Here is a 16,827-nt window from a genome sequence, read left to right on the forward strand (position 1 = left end):
CCGGGGTCGCTCATTCGTCCCTGTTCTCCCGATCAGGGGCTGAGCGCGCGGGCGAGGTGCTCGTAGCCGACCGGGTAGCGGTGGGCGATGCCGCCGTGGCCGCCGGGGAAGGTCTCGTGGCGGTGCGCGACCCCGAGCTCGGTGAGCACCTCGCTGAGCGCCTTCGTGCCCAGGTCCATGTAGTACTCGTCGGCGTCGCCGGCGTCGAGGTAGACGGCGCGCAGCGAGCGCAGCGCCTCGACGTGGCGGGGGGCCATCCGCACCGGGTCGTGGTCGAGCCAGCGCTCCCAGTTGGGCTCGTCGAGGGTGCCGGCGGCGTCGACGGGGAGCCCGATGCCGAGCGGCGCGTCGGGGTCGGGCGAGTAGGCCGCGGCGCAGCCGAGCACCATCAGCGGACCGAAGTTCCGGCGGCGGTACACCTCGTCGCCGAGCAGCCGGTCGCGCAGCGCGACGGGATCGCCCCGGTGCTCGCGGAGCGCCCGCGCGAAGCCGCCGAGCTCGCGGCCGTAGCAGTGCTCGAAGAGGCTGTCGCCGGCATGGGAGGCGCAGCCGCCGAAGACGTCCGGCCGGCGCATGCAGAGCACCACCGCGCCGACCCCGCCGCTGCTGTGCCCGGCGACGCCCCGGTGCTCGGGCGCGGCCAGGGTGCGGTAGCGGGCGTCGACGTGGGCGACCACGTCCCCGGCGACGTAATCCTGGTGGCGGCCGGTCGCGCTGGAGTTCACGAACTGGCTGCCGCCGTAGCGGGTCGACCCGTCGACGTAGGCGTAGATGCACGGGGGTGGCGGGTCGGGGCGACCGTACAGGCCCTCCAGCCGCTCGAACACGGTCGGCTCGAAGAGGTCGCGGTTGCACCACTCCTCGACGCACGAGCCGTAGCCGGGGAGCACGTAGATCGCCGGCAGGCGCCGCTCCGGCTCGTCGTCGTAGCCGGGCGGCAGCCAGACCAGGAGGCGGCGGCGGGCGGGGTCGCCGAGCGGGTTCCCCGCGAGCGCGGCGCTGTCGACGGCGTCGTCGACGAGGCGGCCGCGGTGCGGGGGCGCACCCAGGGGCTCGGGGGGAAGCGGCGGCGCCGGCGACCCTGACATCGGGGGCATTGTGCGGCTTGACGGTCCGCTCGGCCCGCGCCTAGGCTCGCCGCCATGCCCGTGCGGCTCGTGTGCGACAGCACCGCCGACCTCTCCGACGCCGATCGCGACGCCGGCCGGGTGATCGTCGTCCCCCTCAAGGTGATCTTCGGCGAGGAGTCGCTGGTCGACGGGGTCGACATCGACGCCGAGACCTTCTACGAGCGGATGCGCAACAGCACCCGCAACCCCACCACCAGCCAGCCGGCCCCGGCCGAGTTCGAGGCCGCCTTCCGCGAGGCGGCGGCGGCGGGGGACAGCGTGGTCTGCACCACCCTGTCGGCGGAGATGAGCGGCACCCACGGCGCCGCCGTGCAGGCGCGCGAGGCGGTGCCGGAGCTGGACGTCCACGTCGTCGACACCCGCACCGTGGCGATCGGCCACAACGCGATCGTCCGCGCCGCCGCCGAGGCCGCCGCCGAGGGACGGAGCGCGGCCGAGATCGTCGAGCTGATCCGGGGCATCATCGCCCGGCAGCGCAGCATCTTCACCGTCGACACCCTCGAGTACCTCCGCCGCGGCGGCCGCATCGGCGGCGCCCGGGCGCTGCTCGGCTCGGTGCTGAACATCAAGCCGGTGCTCCAGGTCGCCGACGGCCGGATCGAGCCCCACGACCGGGTGCGCACCTACCAGCGCGCCCTCGACCGGATCGCCTCCGAGGTGGTCGCGGCCACCGGCGAGACCGGCCGCCGCGCTCGGGTGGTGCTCGGCCACGCCGACCGCCTCGCCGACTGCCGCGGTCTCGCCGACCGGGTCCGCGAGCACTGCGAGGGCGAGCCCGAGATCATCGACATCGGCCCGATCGTCGGCTGCCACGCCGGCCCGGGCACGATCGGCCTCTCCTTCTACCTTCCGTAGCCCACAGCCGTGGGCTCGCTGCGCGACCCGGGACGGCGTTCTCCGCGCCTGTGAGAGAGTCGCTGGCGGACCGCGACCACGCGGAGGGAGGAGGACGATGGACTTCGACGACACCCCCGACGAGGCCGCCTGGCGCGGCCGGGTGCGCGGCTTCCTCGAGGAGCACTCCGAGGAGGTGATCCGCGGTCGCGACCGCCACACCGACGCCGCCGGGGCGGCGCCGCGGCAGCGCTGGCAGGCCACCCTCTACGACGCGGGATTCGTGGGCATCACCTGGCCGGTGGAGTACGGCGGCCAGGGGGGCACCCCGATGCAGCAGGTGATCGTCAACCAGGAGCTCTCCCGCGCCGGCAGCGCGCCGCTGGTGAACGGCATCGGCCTCGGCATGTGCGGGCCGACGATCATCGCCCACGGCACCGAGGAGCAGAAGACGCGCTACCTCCGACCGCTGCTGCGCGGCGACGAGATCTGGTGCCAGCTCTTCAGCGAGCCCGCGGCGGGCAGCGACCTCGCCGGCCTGCAGACCCGCGCGGTGCGCGACGCCGACGGCTGGCGGATCCGCGGCCAGAAGGTGTGGACCAGCGCCGCTCAGTACTCCCGGTTCGGCCTGCTCATCGCCCGCACCGATCCCTCGCTGCCCAAGCACGCCGGCCTGAGCATGTTCCTCATCGACATGGAGCAGCCCGGGGTGACGGTGCGCCCGCTGCGCCAGATGACCGGCGACGCCCACTTCAACGAGGTCTTCTTCGACGACGCCCGCGTCCCCGCGGAGAACCTCGTCGGTGAGGAGGACGGGGGCTGGCGGGTGGCGATCACCACGCTGATGAACGAGCGCCTCGCCATCGGCGGCGGCGGCGCCGACCTCGGCTTCAGCATCGAGACCCTCACCCGCGACGCGGCCCGCCGGCTGCCCGGGCTGCCCGGCGACCAGCAGGCGCTGGTCCGGGAGCAGCTGGGTCGGGCGGTGGTGCTGGCGATGGCCCAGCGGTACACCGGCTACCGGCGGCTCACCGCGCTGAGCCAGGGGCGGCTGCCCGGGCCGGAGGCGGCGGTGGGCAAGCTCTCGCTGGTCACCCTCGGGCAGCTCACCGCCGAGATCGGGATGCGCCTGCTCGGCGACGACGCCGCCTTCGCCGCCGACGCCTCCGGCGACGACCGCTGGCAGTACGCGATGACGATGTTCCCCGGGCTGGCGATCGCCGGCGGCACCAACGAGATCCTGCGCAACATCGTCGGCGAGCGGGTCCTCGGCCTGCCCGGCGAGCCGCGCCCGGACAAGGGCGCGCCCGCCGCCGCCGAGGGGGCGCGGGCATGAACTTCGCCCTCGACGAGCAGCAGCTTCTCCTCCAGCGCACCGCCCGCGAGTGGTTCGAGGCCCACGGCGGCCCCGCGGCGATGCGGCGCGCCCTCGACGGCGCCGCCCTCGACGACCACACCGCCGAGCTCGGCGCGGTGGGCTTCCTCGGCGTGCTCGTCACCGAGTCCCACGGGGGCAGCGGTCTCGAGGTGCTCGACCTCGCCGTCATCGCCGAGGAGGCGGGACGCACCCTGTCGAGCGCACCCCTGGTGAGCAGCGCCGGCTGGGCGAGCTCGCTGCTGCGCACCGCCGGCGGCGAGGCGGCAGCCTCCGCGCTCCGGGGGGTGGCCTCCGCCACCGAGCGCCTCGCCGTGGTCGAGGAGCCGGGCGCTCCGGTGGTCGGCGCCCTCGGCGCCACCGCGTTCCTCTCCGTCACGGAGTCCGGCCTGACCCTCGCGACCAGGTCGGAGGTGGAGCTCACCGAGCAGCCCCAGCTCGACCCCACCCGCGGCCTCGCCCGGGTGCGTGCCACCGGCGGCGAGCCGCTGGGGGCGCCGGCCGCCGGCGAGGTCGAGCGCGCCCGGCACGTCGCCGAGGTGGTGCTCGCCGCCGAGGACCTGGGGACCTCGGCCCGCTGCCTGGAGATGGCGGTGGAGTACGCCAAGCAGCGGGTCGCCTTCGGCCGGCCGATCGGCAGCTTCCAGGCGATCAAGCACCTGTGCGTCGACATGTTCGCCCAGGTCGAGCAGCTGCGCTCGCTGGTCTGGTACGCGGCCTGGTCCGCCGACCACGACCCCGCCCAGCTGCCGCTGGCGGCGAGCGCCGCCAAGGCGTACGCGGCGGGCGCGGTCGAGCTGTGCGCCTCGACCTGCATCCAGGTCCACGGCGGCATCGGCTTCACCTGGGAGCACGACGCCCACCTCCACTGGCGCCGCGCCAAGGTCGACCGGGTGCTGCTCGGCGACGCCGCCCGGCATCACGCCCGGGTGGCCGAACTCGCCCTGGCCCGGGCCACCGCCTGAGTCGGCACCACCCTGGCACCATGGGGCCATGGCTGCTCGACGCGACCTCTGGTGTCCCGCGCAGTGCGTGGAGGGCCGCTTCGAGGCACTCAACGCTCCTGTGATCGTGGGCCGTGACGGCCGCTACCTGACCCACGACGACCGGCGCGCCACCTACCGCTGCACGGTGTGCGGAGGCGTCGCCATCGACCTCGCCGCCGCGGCGCGCCAGATGCGCGACGAGGACGAGCCGGCGATGGTGACCCTCACCTGCCCAGGCTGCGCCGCGGTGATGCTGCCTCCCGAGGACGACCCCATGGCCACGATGGTCGAGTGCCCGGAGTGCGGCCAGCAGTTCAGCCCGGAGGAGGGAACCCTCCGGCTCCACGGCGGCGGGCTCGGCGACCAGTCGGCGTCGAACTGAACGTGCCCAGGCCGCTGCTGGTGGTCGGCGACGTCCAGGGCGACGCCGAGCGGCTGACCGAGGCGCTGGCGGGCTACCCCGAGGACGACGTCGACACCGTGTTCCTCGGCGACTTCTTCCAGGGCGGGCCTCCGGGGGCGGGCGGCGGCGCCGCCGCGGCGCGCATCGCCCGGGGGCGTCACCACAGCCTCAGCATCCTCGGCAACCACGACCTGCTGCTGCTCAGCGTGCTCGAGGAGGTGCGCCTCGGCCGCACCCCGGAGGCGGTGCTCAACGGCGACCGCCGCTCCCTCGCCGAGGTGTGGCTGTGGCGCCGGGGCGACTGGGCCGACCTGCGCGCCGTCGCCGACGACCCCGGGCTCGAGGCCTGGCTGCGCGCCCTGCCGCTGATGCTCCGGCTCGACGACGGCACCCTGGTGCAGCACTGCGACGACGACGCCTACGCGCGCCTGGGCGACGACGTCGACACCGTGAACGCCCGTGCCCGCGAGGCGCTCACCGAGCCGGGCGGGGCGTGGACGGTGTTCTGGCACACCGTCGGCCGCCGCGCCTTCGACGACGACGACGCCCGGCTCGAGCGGCACCTCGCCCGCTTCGGCGCCCGCAGGATGGTGCACGGGCACACCCCCCACCGCGGCGACCGCCCGTCGGCGCGCCACGGCGGCCGGATCTGGGGCTTCGACGGCTGCTTCAGCCGCTTCTGGAACGAGGACGGCAGCGGCGCCGGTCCGATCGGCGCGACGGTGGCGCTGCTTCCCGCCTTCGACGGGGCGGCGGCGCCGGAGCGGTCCGCAGCGCGCGATCCGCGAGAATCCCCGGCGTGACCTCCACCCCCGCTCCCGACCCCGCCGCCGACGGCGCTCTGCTCGCCGGGATCGACGCCGTCTTCGACCATGCCGCCCACGCCGCGCACCGCATCCGCGACCTGCTGCCGCTCTACGGCGACCTGCTCGGCGGCCGCTTCCGCAGCGGCGGCGACAACCAGCGCGCCGGCTACCGGGTGGTGCAGCTCGGCTTCCGCGACGGCACCAGGGTGGAGTTGATGGAGCCGCTCGCCGGCTCGACCTTCTTCGAGCGCTTCTTCGCCGGTCGCCCGGCCGGAGGCCTCCACCATCTGACCTTCAAGGTGCCGGACATCCGAGCGGCGCTGCGCCGGGTGGAGGAGCTGGGCCTCACCGCGACCGGGGTCAACTTCGAGAACCCCGACTGGCAGGAGCTCTTCGTGCACCCGCGGCTGGCCCACGGCGCGCTGATCCAGCTCGCCCAGCCCGGCCCCAACCCCTGGGGGAGCGCGGGCCTCGGCCTCGAGGACGTCCTCGCCGGGCGTGGCCCGGGCGGCGACGGCCGGCCCAGCCCCTGAGCGGCCGGAACCGGGGGATGCGGCGGCTGCTGACGAACAGCTTCGGCTTCACATCAAACTGCTGGGTGTGCGAGCCCACCAACCCGGTGGGGCTGCACGTCCCCTTCCACCACGACGACGAGGCCCACACCGTGACCGCCACGCTCCGCCTCGACGCCAACCACTCCGGCGCGCCGCACCTGGTGCACGGCGGGCTGCTCGCCGCCCTCTGCGACGACGCCATGGCCTGGGCGTCGATCGCCGAGGCGCACCGGTTCGCGCTCACCGCCGAGACCCGGCTGAACTACCTCGTCCCGGTGCCGGTCGACCAGGAGATCTCGGTGACCGCGCGGCTGATCGGCCGCCACGGGCGCCAGCTCTGGCTGATGGCCGAGGTGCGCAGCGGCGACACCGTGTGCGTCCGCGCCGAGTCCCGTGCCACCGTGATGGGCGGCGAGCTGGCCCTCGACGCCGGGGTCAGCACCGGCGCCGACGGGACTGTCCCCGACACCGATGGCCGAACGGAGTGAACAGAGCTAACGTACTTATCGCGTCATATGCGTGCAAGAGAGTTATTGTCCCGTACGCACCGAAACTCGATTGGGCCGAACGCCAACAAACGTCCTGAACGCGTCGAACTTCGTGCGCTAACGTTGTTGACTGAGACCGCACCTGGTGTATGTTTGGACTACTTCATCAGCTTGTGGCGGGCTCAGGAAGGGATGCCAAACATGCGTCTGCGTTCGTCCAAGCTCGCTCTGGCCGTGGTCGCCTTCACGGCCACCGGGACCATGGCAGTGACCACCACCACGGCGTTCGCCTCGAGCCACCACGGCGGCTCGACCAAGACGACCGTCAAGGGCAACGGCAACTGCACCGTGGTCAACAGCAGTCACGTCACCTGCAACGTGTCCAAGCACAACGGGCATGGTGGCAACGGTGGCAACTGGCACGGCGGCCACGGCGGTCGCAACGATCCCGGTCTCGGACACGGCCTCGAGGACGTGGTCGCCGGTGTCGGCGACATCCTCGGCGGTCTGCTCGGCGGCCTCTAAGACCATCTGACATACGCGGTCCGGCCGGGCCGCGTCAGACCCTCCGCACACGCCCGCCTCCAGACGCGGGCGTGCACGTGACCCTGGCGGGGGTGACGGTCAGCCCACGCGCCGTCATCCCCGCCCACTCTCCTCACGCGAGCAACTGCACATGATCACCTCCCGTTCCACCGCCGCCGCCCTGGCCGGCACCGCGCTCGCCGGCCTGCTGGCCGCCTGCGGCTCCGGCGGGGCGACCGCCTCCGGATACAGCCCGCTGACCGCCTCCACGCCGTCGCCGGACGCCACCGTCGATCCGATGCAGGGTCCCGCACAGCTCATCCCCGCGGCGACGCAGGGTCCGGCGGGACAGCCCGCGCAGCCCGGACAGGCCGGCCAGCCCGCGAAGGTGGTCACTCCTGCCCAGGCGAAGGCGCCCGACTACAGCGCGCTCTCGCGCAGCTTCGTCGCCCTCCGCAACCAGGACAGCCAGGGGCTGGCGGCGATCAAGGGACAGACCTCGAACAGCGACCTCGAGGTCGACAAGCGGCTGATGGCACAGGCGGCCTCCATCTTCAGCAACTACGCGCAGCAGCTGCGTGCGCTGCCCTGGCCCGCCAGCCTGACCAACGACGCCAACGCCCTGGTCAGCGCCGTGGCCACGGTGCAGTGGACCTTCGTGCAGGCCTCGCAGGTCGCGAGCTTCAACGACCTCGGCCCCTGGCTGCAGAAGCTCATCGACACCGAGGACGCCCAGCTCACCGCCACCAACGTCGTCGAGAACGACCTCCACCTGCCGCTCTCGACGCCCCGCCCGTAACCTCTAGCGGCGCGCCGCGGCGCCCACCTCGCGCATCCTCTGGGTCTGCTTGGCGAGCACCGGAACCATCCGCCGTGTCTTGGCGACCATCGCCGCGGCACGCACCAGCTGCCGTGACACCATCCGCGGGCCCGGGCCGCCGGGCACCTCGCGGCGGCGCAGGCTGCGCTCGGTGTCGAAGAGCTCGGTGACCTCGGGGGCGATGCGCGGGTCGATCGCCGCCCAGTCGGCGGCGCTCAGCTCGGCGAGGGTGCGCCCGGCGCGCTGCGACACCCGCACCGCGCCACCGACGATCCTGTGGGCCTCGCGGAAGGGCACGCCGCGCACCACCAGCCACTCGGCGACGTCGGTGGCCATCAGCAGCGGGTCGGAGGCTGCCTGCGCCATCGCCTCGACGTCGAATTGGACGACCCTGACCACATCGGTGAGCATCTCCACCGCGGCCTGGGCGGTGTCGACGGCGTCGAAGATCGCCTCCTTGTCCTCCTGGAGGTCGCGGTTGTAGGCAAGCGGCAGCCCCTTGAGGGTGGTGAGCAGGGACACCAGCGCGCCGGTGACCCGCCCGGTGCGGCCGCGGATGAGCTCGAGGACGTCGGGGTTCTTCTTCTGCGGCATCAGGCTGGAGCCGGTCGCGTAGGCGTCGGGAAGCTCCGCGTAGCCGAACTCGGTCGAGGTCCAGAGCACCAGCTCCTCGGCGAAGCGGGAGAGGTGGACCATGAGCAGGGCGCAGGCGCCGACGATCTCCACCGCGAAGTCGCGGTCGCTCACCGCGTCGAGGCTGTTGGCGCTGACGTGGTCGAAGCCCAGCTCCTGGGCGACGACCCGGCGGTTGATCGGCAGGGTGGTGGCGGCGAGCGCGCCGCTGCCGAGCGGGAGCACGTCGCAGCGGTCGTGGCAGTCCTGCAGCCGCTCGATGTCGCGCTGGAGCATCTCCACGTAGGCGAGCAGGTGATGGGCGAGCGACACCACCTGGGCGCGCTGCATGTGGGTGTAGCCGGGCAGCGCGGTGAGGCGGTGCTCCTGGGCGCGGCGCGCCAGCTGCTCCTGCAGCGAGGCGATGGCGAGCATCAGCTCGCGGCACACCCGCTTGCCGTAGAGGCGCAGGTCGGTGGCCACCTGGTCGTTGCGGCTGCGCGCGGTGTGCAGCTTGCCGGCGACGTCGCCCACCTTCTCGAAGAGGCGGCGCTCGATCGCCATGTGGATGTCCTCGTCGCCCTCGTCGAAGACGAACTCGCCCCTGTCGAGCTCGCGCTTGATGTCGCGGAGCCCGGCGTCGATCGCCTTCTGCTCGTCGCGGGTGAGCAGCTCGATGGTGCGGAGCATGCGCGCGTGCGCCTGCGAGCCGAGGATGTCCTCGGGGTAGAGCCGGCGGTCGACCGGCAGCGAGGTGGTGAACTCCTCGACCCGGCGCGCGGTGCGGCCGGCGAAGCGTCCCGACCAGGCCTTCTCGGCGACCCGCGGGGGCGGCGGCGGCGGCTCCGCCTCGGCGGCCACCGGGGCGGGGGGCAGCGGCGGAGGCGCGGCTGCGCGGGTGCGGCGCCGGCGCGGCGCGGCCGGGGTGCGGGGCTCGGGGAGCTCGCGCTCCTGCCCCTCCTCCACCCCGGCGCCGACGACGCGGATGCCCCGGGTCACCCGGGCGTCCCCGGGGCCGGGGACACGCCGTCGGCGGTGAGCCGGTCGAGCCGCTCGGGGAGCAGCCGCCGCGAGGCGTCGCCGAGGGCGTGCTGCACCGCCGTCTGGGTGCGCAGCGGGAGGCCGAAGAGCTCGATGAAGCCGCGCGCGGAGTGGTGGCTGAACCGGTCGCCGGCGCGGTCGTAGGTGGCCAGCTCGTGGCGGTAGAGCGACAGCTGCGACTTGCGCCCGACCGCCCGCACCGAGCCCTGCTGGAGCCGCAGCCGCACCTCGCCGGTGACGAACTCCTGGGTGGAGCGCACGAACCCCCAGAGGTCGTGGCGCAGGGCGCTGAACCACAGCCCGTCGTAGACCAGCCGCGCCCACTCCTCGGCGACGATGCGCTTGAAGCGGGAGACGTCACGGGCGAGGGTGAGCGTCTCCAGCGCCTGGTGGGCGGCGAAGAGGATGGTGGCGGCGGGGGCCTCGTAGATCTCCCGCGACTTGATGCCCACCAGCCGGTTCTCGACGTGGTCGATGCGGCCGACGCCGTGGGCGCCGCCGAGGGCGTTGAGCCGCTCGACCAGCAGCTCGGCGGCGAGCGCCTCGCCGTCGATCGACACCGGCCGTCCCTGCTCGAACGCGATCTCCACCAGGGCGCCCTCGGGCGGGGCCTCGGAGGGGTCGGCGGTCCACTGGAACACGTCCCGGGGCGGCTCCTCCCAGGGGTCCTCGAGCACCCCCGCCTCGATGCTCCTCCCCCACAGGTTGGCGTCGACGGAGTACGGCGAGGCCAACGTCGCCGGCACCTCGATGCCGCGCTCGGCGGCGTAGCGGAGCTCGTCGGGACGGCCCATCTCCCAGTCGCGCACCGGCGCGAGCACGGTGAGCTCGGGGGCGAGCGCGGCCACGGCGACGTCGAAGCGCACCTGGTCGTTGCCCTTGCCGGTGCAGCCGTGGGCGACCGCGGTCGCGCCCTCGTCGCGAGCCAGGTCGACGAGCAGCTTCGCGATCAGCGGCCGCCCCAGCGCGGTGGCCAGCGGGTACACGCCCTCGTAGAGGGCACCGGCCATCAGCGAGGGGAACGCGAAGTTCTCGACGAAGAGGCGTCGGGCGTCGACCACGTAGGCGGCCACGGCGCCGGTGCGCAGGGCGCGCTCCTGCACGGTGCGCAGGTCCCTCGCCTCGCCGAGGTCGATGCTCAGGGCGATCACCTCGGTGCCGAGGTTCTCGCGCATCCAGGGGATCGCGACGGACGTGTCCAGCCCGCCGCTGTAGGCGAGCACGCACCGCTGCGGTGGAGTCATCAGGGGACCTCCTCGGGAGCACTTGTGGCCGCGGAGACCCCGCGCCGGCCGAGCATCGACTGCAGACGGGTCCTCAGCTCCTCCGCCGGCACCGGGCCGCGGGCGACGACCAGCACGGTGTCGTCGCCGGCGACGGTGCCGGCGACCTCGTCGAAGCGGGCGCCGTCGATGGCGGCGGCGACCAGCGGTGCGGTGCTCGGGCGGGTGCGCAGGACCCCGAGGACGCCGACGAACTCCACCCCGCGCACGTGCTCGCGGAGCACGTTGCGGAGACGGGCGTTGACCGAGCCCTCGGCCTCGGCGAGGGGGGCGATGTAGCGCAGCCCCTCGCCGCCGGCGACCCGGGCGAGGCCGAGCTCGCGCAGGTCGCGGCTGACCGTCGCCTGGGTGACCTCGAGGCCACGCCCGCGCAGCCCCGCCACCACCTCCTCCTGGGTGCGGATCGCCCGGCCGCCGACCAGGTCGAGGATCGCCTGCTGGCGCTCCGCCTTCCCGGGGACGCGGGCCCGGCGTGCCGGGACCGCAGCGGTCACGGCACCGGGACGGGCGATCCGGGTGGTCACGTGCGCATCGCCTCGCCGAGCCGGCGGACCGCCTCGTCCGCCTCGGCGTCGGTGAGGGTCAGAGGGGGCACCAGCCGCAGGGTGTGCGGCCCGGTGGCGTTGACGATCACCCCGGTGCGCAGCCCGGCGCGCACCACCTGGGGGGCGATGTCGGCGTCGAGGTCGACGCCGATCATGAGGCCCCGGCCGCGCACCGAGGCCACCGGCGCGCCGAGGCCGCGGAGCCGCTCGCGCAGGTGCTCACCGGCGGTGGCGGCGTGGTCGACCAGGCCGCGCTCCTCGATGGTGCGGAGCACCTCGGCCGCCACCGCGGTGGCCAGCGGGTTGCCGCCGAAGGTGCAGCCGTGGTCGCCGGGCTCGAGCACGTCGGCTCGGGGCGCGGCGAGGATCGCCCCGATGGGAACACCGCCGCCGAGCCCCTTGGCGACGGTCATCACGTCGGGGGTGATGCCGGCGTGCTGGTGCGCCCACCAGCGCCCGGTGCGTCCCATGCCGCTCTGCACCTCGTCGAGGATCAGCAGCAGCCCGCGCTCGTCGCAGAGCGCGCGCACCGCCCGCAGGGTCTGGTCGCGCACCAGGTTGACGCCGGTCTCGCCCTGCACCGGCTCGAGCATCACCGCCACGGTGCGCTCGTCGACGGCGGCGGCGATCGCGTCCGGGTCGTCGAAGTCGACGTGGGTGAAACCGTCGGGCATCGGCTCGAAGGGTGCCATGTAGCGGGGGTTGCCGGTGGCCGCGAGGGCGGCCAGGGTGCGGCCGTGGAAGGCGTTGCGCAAGCAGACGATGCGGTGGGCGCCATCACGGTGGCGCTGCCCCCACTTGCGCGCGATCTTGATCGCCCCCTCGTTGGCCTCGGCGCCGCTGTTGCAGAAGAAGACGCGGGCCGGGAACGCGGTCTCCACCAGCCGCCGCGCCGCCTCCACCATCGGCTCGGTGTAGTAGAGGTTGCTGACGTGGATGAGCAGCGACGCCTGGCGCTCGAGGGCGGCGCGCACCGCCGCGGGGGCGTGGCCGAGGACGTTGACGGCGATGCCCCCGACCATGTCGAGGTACTCGTTGCCGTCGGTGTCCCACACCCGCAGGCCCTCGCCGCGGACCAGTGCCAGCGGCTGGCGCGCGTAGGTGCCCATCACGTACCGCGACTCGAGCTCGCGCAGGGCGTCGAGACTCATGCCGCCTCCGGGGTGTCGTCGCCGCTGTCGCACAGCATCGTGCCCACCCCCGACTCGGTGAGCAGCTCGAGCAGCAGCGAGTGGGGCACCCGGCCGTCGATGACGTGGGCGGCGCCGCCCCCCTCGAGGGCGCGCAGCCCCGCCAGCACCTTGGGGATCATCCCCCCACTGATCGTGCCCGCGGCGATCAGACGGCGTGCCCGGGCCGCGTCGAGCTCGCTGATCAGGGTGCCGTCGGCGTCGTGGATGCCGTCGATGTCGGTGAGCAGCAGCAGCTTGGAGGCGCGCAGCGCCACCGCCAGCTCGGCGGCGACGGAGTCGGCGTTGACGTTGTAGGCCTTGCCGTCGTAGCCGAGGCCGATCGACGCGACCACGGGGATGCGCCCCTGGTCGAGGATCGACTCGATCGGCTCCGGGTTCACCTGGGCGACGTCACCGACGAAGCCGAGGTCCTCGCCCGCCTCGGGGGGACGGGGCCGCACCAGCAGGGTGGGGCCGTCCTCGCCGCTGAGCCCGATCGCCCGGCCGCCGAGGCGGTGGATGCCGGCGACCAGCTCCGGGCCCACCTTCCCGGTGAGCACCATCTTGGCGATCTCCATGGTCTGCGCGTCGGTGACCCGCAACCCGTTGACGAAGCGGGTCTCCATCCCCATGCGCTTCTGCCAGGCGCTGATCTCCGGGCCGCCGCCGTGGACCAGCACCGGGCGAAGGCCGACGAAGCGGAGCAGCACGACGTCCTGCAGCACCTGCTCGGGTTCGCCGCTCTCGATGGCGGCGCCGCCCAGCTTCACCACCACGGTCTGACCCGCGAAGCGGCGGATGAAGGGCAGCGCCTCCACCAGCACCTGGGCGCGGCGGATGCGTTCGTCCATCGTCTCGACCGTCATTGGAAGCTCCGCTGATCCGCTACGTGGTGTAGTCGGCGTTGATGCGCACGTAGCCGTCGCTGAGGTCGCAGCCCCAGGCGTGGCCGATGGCGTCGCCGGCGCCGAGGTCGATCTCGAGGTCGACGCGGGCGGCGGCGAAGATGCGACGGATCGCCTCGAGGTCGGCGTCGACGGGCGTGCCCGCGTCGAAGACGGGGACGCCGCCGATCACGACCCGGCAACCGTCGAGCACGAACTCGGCGCCGCTGCGCCCGACCGCGGCGACGATGCGTCCCCAGTTGGGGTCGCGGCCGTGGATGGCGGTCTTCACCAGCGGGCTGCCGGCCACGGTGCGGGCGGCGAGGCGCGCCTGCTCGACCGTGGCCGCGCCGCGCACCTCGACCCGGAAGTGGCGGGTCGCCCCCTCGCCGTCGGCGGCGATCATCTCGGCGAGCTGGTCGCAGACCTCGAGGACCGCGGTCTCGAGCGCGGCCAGGCCGCCGCTGCCGGGGCCGACCGGTTCGCCGCCGGCGGCGCCGTTGGCGAGCATCAGCAGGGTGTCGTTCGTCGAGGTGTCGCCGTCGACGGTGACGCAGTTGAAGGTCTGGTCGGTGACCCGGCGGAGCAGCGGCTGCAGCACCCCGGGAGCGACGGGGGCGTCGGTGGTCACCAGGGCGAGGAGCGTGGCCATGTCGGGGTGGATCATTCCCGATCCCTTGGCCATCCCGCCCACCACCACCGGGCGGCCGTCGATCCGCACCCTGCGCACCGCCTGCTTGGGCACGAGGTCGGTGGTCATGATCGCCCGGGCGACGTCGTCACCCGCCTCCGGCCGCAGCACCGTGGCGGCGCCGCGCACCCCGGTGAGCACCCTCGGCATCGGCATCGGCCGTCCGATCACCCCGGTGCTGCACACCAGCACCTGCGCGGGGTCGAGGTCGCAGGCGTCGCCCGCCGCCTTGCACATCGCCAGGGCGTCGCGGAACCCCTGCACCCCGGTGCAGGCGTTGGCGTTGCCGGAGTTGAAGAGCACCGCCTGCACCCGCGCCTGGCGCAGGGTGAGCTGGGAGATCACCACCGGCGCGGCCTTGACCAGGTTGCGGGTGAAGACCCCCGCCGCCTGGCAGGGGTGCTGGCTGCGCACGATGGCGACGTCGAGCCGGGTGTCGTCGCCGTGGTCGCGGATGTCGGCCGCGGCCGCGCCGGCGACGAAGCCCGAGGGCGCGCAGACGCCGGTCTCGCGGCCGTCGCCGGCCACCGCCGGGCTCACGGCCACCGGGGGTACAGCGGCAACCCCGCCGTCTCCTCGAAGCCGAACCGCAGGTTGAGCGCCTGGATGCCCTGGCCCCCCGCGCCCTTGATCAGGTTGTCCACGGCGCAGGTGACCACGGCGACGCCGTCCTGCCAGCCGACGTTGAGCGCGGCGAGGTTGCTGCCCACCACCGACTTGGTGGCGGGGGGGCTGTCGTCGTAGCGCAGGCAGGGATGCGCGGCGCAGAACCCGGCGTAGAGCTCGCGCAGCTCGGCGAGCCCGGTGCCCGGCAGCGGCCGCAGGTAGGCGGTGGCGAGAATGCCGCGGGTCATCGGCACCAGGTGGGGGACGAAGGTGAGCCGCAGGCCTGGCTGCGGGGGCGCGCCCCCCCCTCCGGCTCCGGCCGCGACGGCGCGGCGCATCTCCTGGATCATCTCCGCCTTGTGGCGATGGCCGTCGACACCGTACGCCCTCACCGACTCGTTGACCTCGGCGTAGTGCACCCCGAGCGACGGCGAGCGCCCGGCGCCGCTCACCCCGCTCTTGGCGTCGACCACGATGTCGGGCTCGACCAGCCCAGCGCGGAGCGCGGGGAGGGTGGCGAGCAGGGTCGCGGTGGGATAGCAGCCCGGTGCGGCGATCAGATCCGCGGAGCCGAGCTCGCCGTCGAGCAGCTCGCAGAGCGCGTACACCGACTCGCCACAGAGCCCGGGGGCGGGGTGGGTGACGCCGTACCAGCGCTCGTACTCGGCGGGGTCGCGCAGCCGGAAGTCCGCGCTCATGTCGACGACGACCGCGCCCCCCTCGATCCACTCGCGGGCATGCGCGGCGGCGACGGTGTGGGGGAGCGTGGTGAGCACCGCGTCGACCCCGTCGACGTCGAATCCGGCCTCCAGGGGCATGTCGACGGCGCTCCCGGGGACGACCTCGCGGAAGCGCCTGCCCGCGTGGGAGCGCGCGAGCAGGCGGGTGAGCTCGACGTGGGGGTGGCGCGCGAGGATCTCGACGCACTGGACCCCGATGTAGCCGGTGGCCCCGGCAACGGCGACGCGGCAGCGGTTGGTCACCGCGCCTTTATACACGTCCGGTGAATTTTCATGCAACCGACACCAGCCCTGGCCTGGGCCCTATCCTCGGCTGCATGCCTGCGCGCCCAGCCATCCACCTGGTCCGCTGGGAGACCCAGGACCCGACCACCGTGCTCTCCCTCTACGTCCGCAACCGCGCCCACCTCGCTCCCTGGGAGCCGGTGCCGGTTCCCGGCTTCCACACCATCGAGGGACAGCGCGCCCGCAGCCTCGAGTCCGCCGCCTCCCGTGCCGCCGGCCGGGGCGCGGAGTTCGCGATCGTCGAGGACGACGGAGGCGAGCTGGTGGGCCGGGTCGGGCTGAGCGGGATCATGCGCGGGCCCTTCCAGAGCGCCCACCTCGGCTACCTCGTCGACGCCGCCCACTGCGGCCGCGGCTACGCCCGCGAGGCGGTGCGCCAGCTGCTCACCGTGGCCTTCGGCGAGCTGCGGCTCCACCGGGTCGAGGCGGCGGTGATGCCCGCCAACACCGCCTCGCTGCGGGCCATCGCCGGGGCCGGGTTCCGTGAGGAGGGGCTGGCCCGGCGCTACCTGCTCATCAACGGCGTGTGGGAGGATCACCGAATCTTCGCCCGCACCGTCGAGGACGGGAGGGCTCAGTAGCGCCTGCGGGGCCCGAGGAAGTCGATCTGCTTGGGGGTGAGCGGCGGCATCCCGCGCTCGACCCGCATCCGGTTGAAGCGGGCGTGGATGGCGGCGCGCCGGCGCTGCCGCACCGTGCGGAGCGCGATGAGGGCGGCCAGCGCCAGGGTGACGAGCGTCCCGGCCACCACCTGCCAGGCCTGCACCGCGGCGGACGTCGGGGTCAGCGTGCCCACGGTGCGCACCGGGGTGGCGTCACGGGCCGGCGGCATCAGTCCGGTCGCCGGGGCCGCGACCGCCGGGGACGGGGTGGTGGCGGCGGGCGGTTGCGGTGGTGCGGAGGCCGGCGGCAGCGTCCCGGGGCGCGGGCTCGAGGTCGGCTTCGGGGAGGCGGTCGCCGGCGCCGCGGCTCGCGGGGTCACGGTCGGGTTCGGGTTCGGGGTCGGGCTGGGGGCGGGGGTCGCCGGGCTCAGGGTGGCGGGCGCCG

The 16,827-nt window shown here is 74.2% G+C and carries 19 protein-coding genes; 10 read left to right on the forward strand and 9 right to left on the reverse strand.

What is annotated here, in order from left to right:
• Nucleotides 1–32: 32 nt before the first annotated feature.
• On the reverse strand, nt 33–1,088 hold the full coding sequence (locus tag VGL20_02855; GenBank protein ID HEY2702608.1) for an alpha/beta hydrolase-fold protein: 1,056 nt from the start codon (nt 1,086–1,088) through the stop codon (nt 33–35).
• A 54-nt stretch (nt 1,089–1,142) separates the two neighbouring features.
• Between VGL20_02855 and VGL20_02860 the strand changes: the two genes are divergently transcribed.
• The 9 genes from VGL20_02860 (at nt 1,143) to VGL20_02900 (ending at nt 7,900) form a co-directional block, all read left to right on the forward strand.
• A complete protein-coding gene (locus VGL20_02860) occupies nt 1,143–1,985 on the forward strand; it encodes a DegV family protein (GenBank protein HEY2702609.1) in 843 nt (280 codons plus the stop codon).
• A 97-nt stretch (nt 1,986–2,082) separates the two neighbouring features.
• Nucleotides 2,083–3,300: an acyl-CoA dehydrogenase family protein gene (locus VGL20_02865; GenBank protein ID HEY2702610.1), complete on the forward strand. Its 1,218-nt coding sequence runs from the start codon at nt 2,083–2,085 to the stop codon at nt 3,298–3,300.
• A complete protein-coding gene (locus VGL20_02870) occupies nt 3,297–4,304 on the forward strand; it encodes an acyl-CoA dehydrogenase family protein (GenBank protein ID HEY2702611.1) in 1,008 nt (335 codons plus the stop codon). The genes VGL20_02865 and VGL20_02870 overlap by 4 nt, the downstream gene beginning before the upstream one ends.
• A 28-nt stretch (nt 4,305–4,332) precedes the next feature.
• Nucleotides 4,333–4,707, forward strand: a complete 375-nt coding sequence (locus VGL20_02875) for a hypothetical protein (protein HEY2702612.1) — start codon at nt 4,333–4,335, stop codon at nt 4,705–4,707.
• A 2-nt stretch (nt 4,708–4,709) separates the two neighbouring features.
• On the forward strand, nt 4,710–5,531 hold the full coding sequence (locus VGL20_02880; GenBank protein HEY2702613.1) for a metallophosphoesterase: 822 nt from the start codon (nt 4,710–4,712) through the stop codon (nt 5,529–5,531).
• Nucleotides 5,528–6,067 (forward strand): VOC family protein, encoded by a 540-nt coding sequence (locus tag VGL20_02885; GenBank protein HEY2702614.1) that lies wholly within the window; start codon nt 5,528–5,530, stop codon nt 6,065–6,067. Before VGL20_02880 ends, VGL20_02885 begins: the two co-directional genes overlap by 4 nt.
• Nucleotides 6,068–6,084: 17 nt before the next feature.
• A complete protein-coding gene (locus VGL20_02890) occupies nt 6,085–6,576 on the forward strand; it encodes a PaaI family thioesterase (protein ID HEY2702615.1) in 492 nt (163 codons plus the stop codon).
• A 201-nt stretch (nt 6,577–6,777) separates the two neighbouring features.
• Nucleotides 6,778–7,101, forward strand: a complete 324-nt coding sequence (locus tag VGL20_02895; protein ID HEY2702616.1) for a hypothetical protein — start codon at nt 6,778–6,780, stop codon at nt 7,099–7,101.
• A gap of 151 nt (nt 7,102–7,252) precedes the next feature.
• Nucleotides 7,253–7,900 (forward strand): hypothetical protein, encoded by a 648-nt coding sequence (locus VGL20_02900; GenBank protein ID HEY2702617.1) that lies wholly within the window; start codon nt 7,253–7,255, stop codon nt 7,898–7,900.
• A gap of 3 nt (nt 7,901–7,903) precedes the next feature.
• Here the strand turns inward: VGL20_02900 and argH are convergent, their stop codons facing one another.
• The 7 genes from argH to argC are packed head-to-tail and all read right to left on the reverse strand — an operon-like array spanning nt 7,904 to nt 15,738.
• Nucleotides 7,904–9,532 (reverse strand): argininosuccinate lyase, encoded by a 1,629-nt coding sequence (gene argH / locus VGL20_02905; GenBank protein HEY2702618.1) that lies wholly within the window; start codon nt 9,530–9,532, stop codon nt 7,904–7,906.
• Entirely contained in the window at nt 9,529–10,818 is a 1,290-nt protein-coding gene (locus VGL20_02910; GenBank protein HEY2702619.1) for an argininosuccinate synthase, read from the reverse strand. Before VGL20_02910 ends, argH begins: the two co-directional genes overlap by 4 nt.
• Nucleotides 10,818–11,381: an arginine repressor gene (locus tag VGL20_02915; protein ID HEY2702620.1), complete on the reverse strand. Its 564-nt coding sequence runs from the start codon at nt 11,379–11,381 to the stop codon at nt 10,818–10,820. The genes VGL20_02910 and VGL20_02915 overlap by 1 nt, the downstream gene beginning before the upstream one ends.
• Nucleotides 11,378–12,553, reverse strand: coding sequence for an acetylornithine transaminase (locus VGL20_02920; GenBank protein ID HEY2702621.1), 1,176 nt, complete (start codon nt 12,551–12,553; stop codon nt 11,378–11,380). The genes VGL20_02915 and VGL20_02920 overlap by 4 nt, the downstream gene beginning before the upstream one ends.
• Nucleotides 12,550–13,425, reverse strand: a complete 876-nt coding sequence (gene argB, locus VGL20_02925) for an acetylglutamate kinase (protein ID HEY2702622.1) — start codon at nt 13,423–13,425, stop codon at nt 12,550–12,552. Before argB ends, VGL20_02920 begins: the two co-directional genes overlap by 4 nt.
• 34 nt (nt 13,426–13,459) lie before the next feature.
• The gene (gene argJ, locus VGL20_02930) at nt 13,460–14,689 is read right to left on the reverse strand and encodes a bifunctional glutamate N-acetyltransferase/amino-acid acetyltransferase ArgJ (GenBank protein ID HEY2702623.1); all 1,230 of its coding nucleotides are present in this window, start codon (nt 14,687–14,689) and stop codon (nt 13,460–13,462) included.
• On the reverse strand, nt 14,686–15,738 hold the full coding sequence (gene argC, locus VGL20_02935) for an N-acetyl-gamma-glutamyl-phosphate reductase (GenBank protein HEY2702624.1): 1,053 nt from the start codon (nt 15,736–15,738) through the stop codon (nt 14,686–14,688). The genes argJ and argC overlap by 4 nt, the downstream gene beginning before the upstream one ends.
• Before the next feature lie 74 nt (nt 15,739–15,812).
• On the opposite strand from argC, the gene VGL20_02940 reads away from it, so the two are divergent.
• Nucleotides 15,813–16,361 carry a GNAT family protein gene (locus VGL20_02940; protein ID HEY2702625.1) on the forward strand — a complete coding sequence of 183 codons (549 nt, stop codon included), beginning with the start codon at nt 15,813–15,815 and terminating at the stop codon, nt 16,359–16,361.
• On the opposite strand, the gene VGL20_02945 is transcribed toward VGL20_02940, so the two are convergent.
• Entirely contained in the window at nt 16,355–16,612 is a 258-nt protein-coding gene (locus VGL20_02945; protein ID HEY2702626.1) for a hypothetical protein, read from the reverse strand. The two genes, VGL20_02940 and VGL20_02945, sit on opposite strands and share 7 nt — an antisense overlap.
• Nucleotides 16,613–16,827 lie beyond the last annotated feature (215 nt).

It is taken from the genome of Candidatus Dormiibacterota bacterium, assembly GCA_036495095.1.
Taxonomy (GTDB): domain Bacteria; phylum Chloroflexota; class Dormibacteria; order Aeolococcales; family Aeolococcaceae; genus CF-96.